The organism is Candidatus Thermokryptus mobilis (assembly GCF_900070205.1).
Taxonomy (GTDB): domain Bacteria; phylum Bacteroidota; class Ignavibacteria; order Kryptoniales; family Kryptoniaceae; genus Kryptonium; species Kryptonium mobile.
Map to the genome: position 1 here is coordinate 43524 of NZ_FAOO01000004.1, position 9372 is coordinate 52895.

The following is a 9372-nucleotide window of genomic DNA, read 5'->3' on the forward strand; positions in this document are numbered from 1 at the left end:
TAATCTCCTTTTTAGTTTTTGTTTTTTCTTTTTAATCCAGATGTGATTTCAAAGAAGAAACTCCGCAGTGGCATAGGATAGCCGATCATTGTCTCATAATTTTCATTTAGCAAATTCTTAACAGAGAATTTCGCTTTGCCGAAGAAGAACCCAATTTCATAGTTGAAGCCACAGGATAAATCAACCACATAATACGGATTGAGCCATCTATCATTTGTTTCGCTTGTGTATCTTAAGCCAGTATAATTTACTTGTGAGATGAAAAAGAAATTACCGAGTTCAACTTCAAGTTTGAGGTTGCCCGTTGATTTTGGGATGTAAATGAGGTATTTATTTTGTGTTTCGTCGTCTTGCGTTCTTTTATTGCGTCTTATACTTTCAAGGATTGAAAAATTCCCGGCGATGTTTATGAGTTTCAGAAGTTTCATCTCGCCAGCGAATTCAATTCCCCTTGAATTTACTTCATCAATGTTTATGGGTCTCCATATTGATTGATTTTCACGCGAAGGTAACCAAACAATTCTGTTAGTTATGTTTATGTTGAAAAGTGAAATCTCTAATTTTAGCGAGGGGATTAGGCTTTTTTTAAGCGAGGAGAAAAACACAAAACCAAAGTCAATCCCTTTTGATGTTTCTGACTTCAGATTTTTATTCCCGCTCCCAAGCCAGTAAAGGTCGTTAAATGTCGGCGCGCGAAAACCAGTGCCGTAGGAAAATTTTAAGTTTAAAATCGGATCATCAACGAGCTTAATGTTAAGTCCAGCCCTGTAAACGGTTCTGCTACCAAAATCCGAGAAATAATCGTTTCGTATCATTGGATAAATTTTTATCTCCGGTAAAAATTTTAATTTAAAGTTTCCCTCCGCCCCGATAAATAAGCCGATGTTAAATCTTTTCGCCTTTTCAAATGAATTTCCCTGCGCCAAGCCGAAAGAGGTTTCTATGCCAGATGAGATCAAAAAATTTTGTCTTAACTTGAAAAGTGCGTTCACAAGGTTGGAGTAGAAAAGATTATGGTAATAACTATCAATCCCAGACCCTGCTATGATGATGTCGTTGTTTGTGTATCTGAGGTAAGAGTTTTTGTATAGGAAGTTCATCTTGATTGTTGATTTTGCGGTTGTCTTTAGCGTTGAAATGGATAGTGTTAAGTCCCAGTCAAGTTGACTTGCTGTGCTCGCTGGGTCAAATTTGGTCGTTTGTGAGGGTATCCCACGATTTGAACGCATATAAACGAAAGATAAAGATGTGTTTTGAGCTGAAATGTCAAAATATAAATTTGTGATGCTGAAGTGGGCGTTCTTTCGTCTTAAATTTATCTCATCGTTGCCAATTTTGTACTTGTATTTAAAATCCCCCGAACCGTAACTTCGCGTAAATGAACCAAGATAAGTCAAAGTTCCAAATTCACCCGATATGTTTGAGTTAAACTTCCTATATCCGAAATCCCCACTTCCAACGGTTAACTCAAGGGACTTTCCGAGGTTTTCACCTTTCGTGATTATGTTTATAACTCCGCCGATCGCATCAGCCCCGTAAAGTGAGGATATGTTTGAATGGATCACCTCAACTCTATCAATAATCTCAACAGGGATTAAACTTAAATCAACGATGCCATTTTGATAGCTTGATATTCTCATCCCGTTTAAAAGGAATATGCTATGTTCCGATCCAGTTCCACGAAGTGATATCGTTTTCAACTGGGCTGGCATTCCACCATAATCGCGAATATAAGCCGATGTTAAGTTTTTTAAAATGTCCGAAAAGGAAAGCGTTTTTACTTTTTCTATATCTTCGCTTTTGACGATCTCAACAAAATTTGATACATCAAACGAATTCGTTTCATATCTTGTCGCTGTTACTATTACCTCCCCAAATTTAAATGTCATCGGTTCAAGCGAAATGAAAAGTAGCGTATCGGTGTGAACTCTTATTTCTTTTTCAAATGGTTCATAAGCGATGTGTTTTGCGCTTATTTTGAATATCCCTGGTTTAACTTTGAAGTTGAAGAAACCAATGGTGTCAGAAATTGTTTTTAAATGTGTGCTTTCGCCCTTTATTTCAACCACTGCATCCTTTACTGGGTTTTCATCGGGGTTTATGACATATCCACTTATCTTGACATTTTGAGCCCAGAGGGTCAGTGCGATAAAAATTGATGCGATGATTTTTTTCACGCTTTTTAGATCAAATTAATTTTTCAAAACAAAAAACCCAACCAACTCCCGGAAGAACCGCCGAGAGAAGGTTGGGTTGAAAATTTCAAAAACAAAACTCAAAGATTTTGTTCTTGAATCCTCAACCTTCCCTCGAAGGTCTTGGATTCGCGGGGATTCTGGCAGGTCTCCTGGCTTTCCCGAAGCTCTGGCTTGCCTTCCCATCCCGGATCGGGGACAGTGGCTTTGGCGTTTCAATCACGCCCGCCAGAGCTCAGTTTTTTCGGGATTACAGTTGCGGGGCAGCGCCGGACTTTCACCGGACTTCCCTTTTAATCCCTTGACGGGAACCAGAATCCCATCTGAAAAAGAACGAGATGAAAACCAATGCAAAATATATCAAGGTGAAATTAAAAAGTCAAGTTGAAAGTTTTCTCCATTTTTTTCTCCAAAAAGTCTTTGAAGGTGAGATTTGTCCCCTGAAAAAGCTTAAAGGCAAAAACCTTTGCAAAAAATATAGCAATTGAGTAAATTTTTTTGATGTTGAAATTAAATTTCGTTTTAAAATGCCAGTTAGTGCGAATTTCATAAGGATACTTGAGAGGGTTCAACCAGGGCTTCGCGAAGTGTTTTCGGCTTTGTGGGATGAAATAGTGCAACAAAGAATGGCGACGAAGGATGAATTTAACGAATTGAAGGAAATCGTAAGCGATATATCCGAAAACTTGAAGGGACTTGCTGAGGCACAGAGGAGGACGGAAGAGAGGGAGATAGAAAAGCTTGCGAAAGGGCTTGAATCATTGAGTAGGGAAGTTGGTGAACTTGCTCATATGGTTGAATACCAACTTGAAGATGAAGCTGTGAAAGCACTACTTGAACTTTTGAAAAGGGATTATATTGAAATTGCCCCAGGGAAATATATTGAAGTTAATAGATGGTGAAGAATATATCATTGTGGGTGAAGCAAGGTCAGAGATACATCCCGAAAGAACAGATCAAAATTCTCGTCAATTATCAAGCATCGCCAGTTGTCAAAAAATACGCTGAGGAAAAATTTTTAGCTTTCTTGTGTTCGGGTGTTGAAGTTGGGTTGTACAGTGTCCTTGCTTTTAAATGTATTGTCAACAGATTTATGTGAAATTAAAAACGCTGATCATGTCAAACAGAACTTGGGTGGAAGTTGAGATAATCGTAGCCGAAGAAGCAAAGGATGATATCATTTTAATGGCTGGTGAGCTTGGCTCATCTGGGGTGTGGGAAACGGGAAATTCTTTAAGATGCTACTTCAAGAAGGATGAGTGGCAGAAAGAAAAAGGGGAGATTTTTTTGAGTTTTCTTCGCAGTTTGGAAAAAGAAAATAAAGTTGAATTCGTAGTCAAAGAGCTTCAAGACAAGAACTGGAATGAAATATGGGAAAAATCAATTGAACCAATTGAGGTTGGTGAAAGATTTGTTATAAAGCCAACTTGGAAAAGTTATAATAAGAGTGATAGAATTGTCATCCAAATTGATCCGAAGATGTCGTTTGGAACGGGATACCATGAAACGACGAGGTTGATGCTAAGAGCAATTGAAAAATATATAAAACCAGGAAGTAAGGTTCTTGATGTTGGCACCGGAACAGGGATTTTGGCTATAGCTTCAATAAAACTTGGTGCAAGGGAGGCGGTTGGCGTTGACATTGATGAATGGGCATATGTAAATGCAATTGAAAACGCTCAATTAAACGATGTTAAGGAATGCTTCAAAATTATCCTTGGCTCAATTGAAGATGTCGTGGATAGAGATTTTGATTTTATCCTTGCAAACATAAACAAGAACGCGGTCGTTGGGATGATGAGTTCGTTTTATGATAAGTTGAAAGATGAAGGCATCCTCATAACATCAGGGTATCTTGACTTTGAACAGGGTGACATTGAAGAAAGTTTGAGAACTTTTGAATTTGAAATAATTGATGTCTTCAAAGAAGGCGATTGGATCGCGATTGTATCAAAGAAATGAACTCTTAATATGCGAATCGCATCAATTGATGTTGGTACAAATACATTGCTTCTTTTAATCGCAGATGTAAACGGGGATGAGATATTTCCGATACATAACGAGCAGGTCATTTCAAGATTGGGCAAAGGGGTTGATTCAAGCGGTTTAATACTGAAAGAGGCGTTTGATAAAGTAGTTGATGCGCTTTTGAATTTTAAAGCGAAAGCTCAAAGTTTCAATGTTGAGAAAATAGTTGCTGTCGGAACGAGCGCCCTGAGAGATGCGAAGAATAAAATTGACTTCTTGAAGTTCATAGAACAAAAAACGGGGATAAAAATAAAAGTCATCTCCGGCGAAGAAGAAGCAAAGTTAACTTACCTTGGCGCTGTAAGTGGTCTTAGAGTTAGAAATTCTAAAATAAGCGTCATTGACATTGGCGGTGGCAGTACAGAAATCATTACAGGGGTCGGTTATGGGGTGAAAAAATTTGTTTCGCTTAACATCGGGACTGTCCGATTAACTGAAAAATTTTTGAAGCATTCGCCACCGCTTGATGAAGAAATAAACGAAGTTAGAAATTTCCTCAATGAACAATTTGAAAAAATTGAAAAGGAATTTGACTTTTCTGGTTCAAGGCTTGTCGGAGTTGCTGCGACTGTTACGACGATTGCTTCGTATGATTTGAAACTTGAAAAATACGATGGCGAAAAAGTCAACGGTCATAAAATGACATTTGAAACGATAAGTAAAATTTATGAGACATTCAAAGATTTAAGCGTTGAAGAGATAAGAAAGATACCTCAGGTTTCAAGTGGTAGGGAAGATGTCATCTTTGCGGGGATTTTGATTCTATCTGAATTTATGAGGAAGTTCAATTTTACTGAAATAACCGCAAGCGATAGGGGATTAAGATATGGCGTTATATTTGACTTGATCCGAACAAACTCTTTATAGCTGTTTCAATCTCGTTTAGTTGATATGGTTTTTGTATGTATCTTACATTTGGCTCCATTGCGGTCAGGTTAATCATCATCTTTTCATCGGCGGAGAAACCAGATGTGAATATAACCTTGACATCGCTTTTTATTTGTTTTAATTCTTTAAAGACATCAAAACCATCCATGAATGGCATTATGATATCAAGAATTACGAGGTCAATTTCATCTTTCATATTTTTGTAAATTTTTAGCGCTTCAACACCATTTTCCGCTTGTATGACTTCGTGCCCAAGTTCACCGAGTAAATCGGCAAGCAATATCCTTAAGAATTCCTCATCATCAACCACGAGGATTTTTAATTTTGATTTAGAAGTTTTTAATTGAGCGTTGATTGTTTTTCTTTCTTTTCTTAACACAGGGATGAATATGTTAAAGGAAGTCCCTTGCCCCAGTGTGCTTGATACAGTTATAAAACCGCCGTGATTTTTTATGACACCATAAGCCATAGAAAGCCCAAGCCCGCTTTTTCCAAGCGCTCTTTTCGTTGTGAAAAACGGTTCAAAGATATGTTTTAAAATATCATCGTTCATCCCAATCCCAGTATCAGAGATGCTAATATGAACATACTCACCCGGATTAAAGCCAGGTTCAGTGATTTTATCTTTATCATAGTAACCTTGGGTGGTTCTTATAGTTAAAGTCCCGCCGTTTGGCATCGCTTCAATACCATTTTGAGCGATGTCAATTAAAACTTGTGTGAGCTGTTCACGGTCGCATTCAATTTCAGGAACGCTCGGATCAAGTTCGGTCTTGATTTTTACATTTTCCAAAGGAGGTATTTTTTTCAGGACATCAATTATCATTTCGTTTGGGTTTACAACTGAAACCTTGATTTTTCCGCCCCTTGCGTAGCCGATTAGTTTTCGCACAAGGTCAGCTCCTTTTGAAACGGACCTTTCTATTATATCCGCCCAGTAATAAATTTTATCCTCTTTTGGTATCTTCGTTTTTATAAGTTGAGCTGAGCCAAGAATTCCCGTGAATATATTGTTGAACTCATGGGCGATTCCACCAGCTATTTGAGCGAGCCCACGGAGTTTATCCGCCTCGTGAAGTTTTTCAAGCGCTTTCATATACTCAGTTAAATCAACTATTACACCATCGTAATAGAAGTCATCAAACTTTCGCATTGAAATCTTCACATTTAAAATCTCGCCCGACTTGTTCTTCATTTGCGCATCAAAGTTGGCTATAAAGTTGCTTTTTGAAATCTCCCTCCTGAATTCATCCGCTATCTCGTCAGAGACAAAAAGCTGATAGAAATTGATGCTTTCAATGTCATCAAAACCGAAAACCTTTTTAAAGGTCGGATTGACCTCAATGAATTTCCCTTCATGGTTTATCCTTATTATCGCCTCGCTTGAGTTCTCAAATATAGTTTTGTATTTGCTCTCCGACTCCAAAATTTTGTGATACATCCTCGCATTTTGGATTGCTATTGAAAGCATATCAGCTATTGTTTGAAGCACAAGTATATCAAGATCGTCAAAGACATTTACTTGCGGTGATTCGCAATTTATCACTCCGATGGGCTCACCTGCAACTATAAGGGGAACTGCGACTTCAGAAGATGTCGTCATATAAAATTTTTTTGCTTCGGGTTCAAGTATAATATCTGGGGCATAAATTGTTTTTTTCTCTTTTATCGCTTTGCCAATTATGCCCTCACCGACAGATTGGACATATTCATAAGGTAGTGTCTCCTTCAAGTTCCCGTATATACCTCTCATCACAAGTTTGTCTTCAACAATTTCGTAAATCTCAACGACGATTTCTTTCTTTCCGAGCACCGAATGAATAAGTTTAACTGCGTCCGAGAAAATCTTTTCAACATCTCTGACAAGCACAAGCTCACGGGTTAGCTTATACACTGTTTCAAGTTTAAATATCAACCTTATGTTTTCCGTCATTGATTCAAATTTTTCAAGGACAACGGATATAGTTTCGCCGATCGTTTTAAAAATTTTAACATCTTCGGATGTGAAGGCATTGATCTTTTCAGATGTTATATCAATTATTCCGACTATTTTCCCCTTCTTTTTTATTGGGATTGACATTTCAGATAAAATCGGTGCATCGTGTATAGGGACAAACTGAGGGCTTTTTGATGTATCATTTATCACAACGACATCGCCAAGTAATGCAGATGAACCTGGAATACCGTAGCCGGGTTCATAGGTGTAGCTCTCGCCAATATAATTTTCAAGATAACCGGAAATCGCTAATAATCTCAATTTCCCGTTCGGCTCAGCTGTGAAATAAGAGACATTTAAAAAGTTAAATTCATCCCTTATTAGTGAAACAACTTTTCTAAAGAAGTCCTCCGTTGAATTTATTTCAAGCCCAAGACGTGAGATTTCAGAGATAAGTTTAAACTGTGACTTTTGGCGTTCAAGTCGCCTTTCTTTTTCATCAAGAAGCTTCACCATCTGGTTGAAGCTTTCGGCGAAATTGTAAATATCCGAAGACCTCGGAACCTCAAGTTGAACATTATAAATGCCACGAGCTATATCTTGCATAAGACCAGAGATGCGATCAATTGGCTTGACAACCCGGCGCCTGAAGGTAAGCGTCATAAAAGAGAAGCCAAAAAATATAAGGATGGTAATAATCGTAAAAATTAACAAACTCGCTCTTCTTGTATCTTCCTTATAGGGCTTGGTGTCAAGTTTTATTAGTAAAAACCCCTTTAAATCATTGATGGGGACAAATGCCTCATAAATTCCCTTGTCAGACCAATACCTCAATGTTTTTGAATTGACTTTAAAATCAATTTGCAACTCCTCCGGATCACCGATGGCGCATAAAACATCACCAGTGCTATCAACTATTGCTACAAGCTTAATATCAGGAAATTTCTTATAAAGTGAGATTTGTTCAATTAGTTTCTGCTTATTCAAATCCCCAAGGTAGGTTTGAATTTCTCGGTTTAAATGTATAGTCATCACATTGATTTTATCCTTTATGAAGCCGTCAAGATTTCTTATGAAAATATGCTCGTTAAAGTAAATTAAAACAGCGACCAAAAGTATGATTAGAAACGAATATAGGATTGAAAGTGTACCACTTTTCATAAACGGAATATTTTAAAATTTTTAAAAAGAGCTCTTTTCCGTCCCGCCGAGAAAGGTTAAAGAACAAAATTTGATTGACTTATTTAATTTAGTGTTTTAAAACAATTAAATCAACTCTTCAAGGCAGGGGCAACGAGAAATAGTCCTTCAACTGAACTATTAAAAATTTTTCTTTCTTTTCATCTCCTCTCTCCTTGTGGGGGAGGGTTGGGGTGAGGGGTTCTTTTATCATTGAAGGGGAAAACCGCTCCCATTTTAATTATCCCCCGTCAAGGAGAAGGATAAAGTTTTTTGCAAACTTTTTCTCTCTTAACGATGAAGAAAGGCAAACCAATTACCTCCTGCAAGCAATTTTTTCACTTGCCTTAACTTTTACTTCAGCAGGATTTCTATTCCCACAATCTCAAGAATGGATATCTACAACACATTGGATAAATACATAAAATGTCTTGATGAGGGGGTAATTACATTTGGATTGAAACATTGAGCGGGGAACTTACAAAGTTTAATGGAGTAAGATGAACTGTTTATAAAACTTGGAATTCTGGTTTGATAGATAACTATAATTGAAATCCCATTATATTTAAATCGTCCCCGACCGCGATATCAATTGTGATGTAAATCACTCACCCCTTGATTTTTATTGAGAAGCTTTTTAAACTACTTTTAGAAAAACCAAGAACATAACAACATGAAAAAACTTCAAACAATTTCCCCGCCTTGTTAGATTAAATAAGGAAACGACGGGGGAATTAAAAATATGGCATTTAGGTTAAAGATTGGGAAAAAACCGCCAAAAAGAAATTAAGAGACGAATTCAAGAATTGGTTCTAATTCTTGAGATTGAACATCTACTTGACATAGATCCAAAACAATGAAATCAAATTAAAATAGGGAGGAAAAAATGAGGTACTTATTATCATCAATTCTCGTGATTATCACCTTTAATTTTCTTCAAGCACAAGATTATCAAGTAACAAATATGCAGGGGTATGTGGTTGAAACTCCAAAATTTTCAATCGCTAATGATATTGTTTATCTGACATTTAGAACTAATACAAAGCTTTACAAATTTCCCGCAACAGGTCCACAATCCCCAATTTCTAATCCGATTAGATTTGATCCAACTTTTTGGGGACCTAACGCAGTGGATATAGCTGCTCA

7 protein-coding genes and 1 riboswitch are annotated in these 9372 nt (G+C 37.2%); of the genes, 5 read left to right on the forward strand and 2 right to left on the reverse strand.

All coding sequences use genetic code 11. From position 1 onward, the window contains the following. Positions 1-11 precede the first annotated feature (11 nt). Positions 12-2177, reverse strand: a complete 2166-nt coding sequence (locus FKZ43_RS03385; RefSeq protein WP_140944478.1) for a TonB-dependent receptor — start codon at positions 2175-2177, stop codon at positions 12-14. A gap of 143 nt (positions 2178-2320) precedes the next feature. Next, positions 2321-2526: riboswitch (cobalamin riboswitch) on the reverse strand. 196 nt (positions 2527-2722) lie between these two features. On the opposite strand from FKZ43_RS03385, the gene FKZ43_RS03390 reads away from it, so the two are divergent. The 4 genes from FKZ43_RS03390 to FKZ43_RS03405 are packed head-to-tail and all read left to right on the forward strand — an operon-like array spanning position 2723 to position 5090. After that, positions 2723-3097 carry a hypothetical protein gene (locus FKZ43_RS03390; protein WP_140944479.1) on the forward strand — a complete coding sequence of 125 codons (375 nt, stop codon included), beginning with the start codon at positions 2723-2725 and terminating at the stop codon, positions 3095-3097. Continuing rightward, the gene (locus tag FKZ43_RS03395; RefSeq protein ID WP_140944480.1) at positions 3091-3294 is read left to right on the forward strand and encodes a hypothetical protein; all 204 of its coding nucleotides are present in this window, start codon (positions 3091-3093) and stop codon (positions 3292-3294) included. Before FKZ43_RS03390 ends, FKZ43_RS03395 begins: the two co-directional genes overlap by 7 nt. A 17-nt stretch (positions 3295-3311) precedes the next feature. Continuing rightward, a complete protein-coding gene (gene prmA / locus FKZ43_RS03400; RefSeq protein ID WP_181180236.1) occupies positions 3312-4157 on the forward strand; it encodes a 50S ribosomal protein L11 methyltransferase in 846 nt (281 codons plus the stop codon). Positions 4158-4166: 9 nt separating this feature from the next. After that, positions 4167-5090, forward strand: coding sequence for a Ppx/GppA phosphatase family protein (locus FKZ43_RS03405; protein WP_140944482.1), 924 nt, complete (start codon positions 4167-4169; stop codon positions 5088-5090). On the opposite strand, the gene FKZ43_RS03410 is transcribed toward FKZ43_RS03405, so the two are convergent. After that, positions 5056-8208 carry a GAF domain-containing protein gene (locus FKZ43_RS03410; protein WP_140944483.1) on the reverse strand — a complete coding sequence of 1051 codons (3153 nt, stop codon included), beginning with the start codon at positions 8206-8208 and terminating at the stop codon, positions 5056-5058. The two genes, FKZ43_RS03405 and FKZ43_RS03410, sit on opposite strands and share 35 nt — an antisense overlap. 904 nt (positions 8209-9112) lie before the next feature. Between FKZ43_RS03410 and FKZ43_RS11390 the strand changes: the two genes are divergently transcribed. Next, on the forward strand, positions 9113-9372 hold a 260-nt coding region (locus tag FKZ43_RS11390), incomplete at its 3' end, for a hypothetical protein (RefSeq protein ID WP_181180237.1).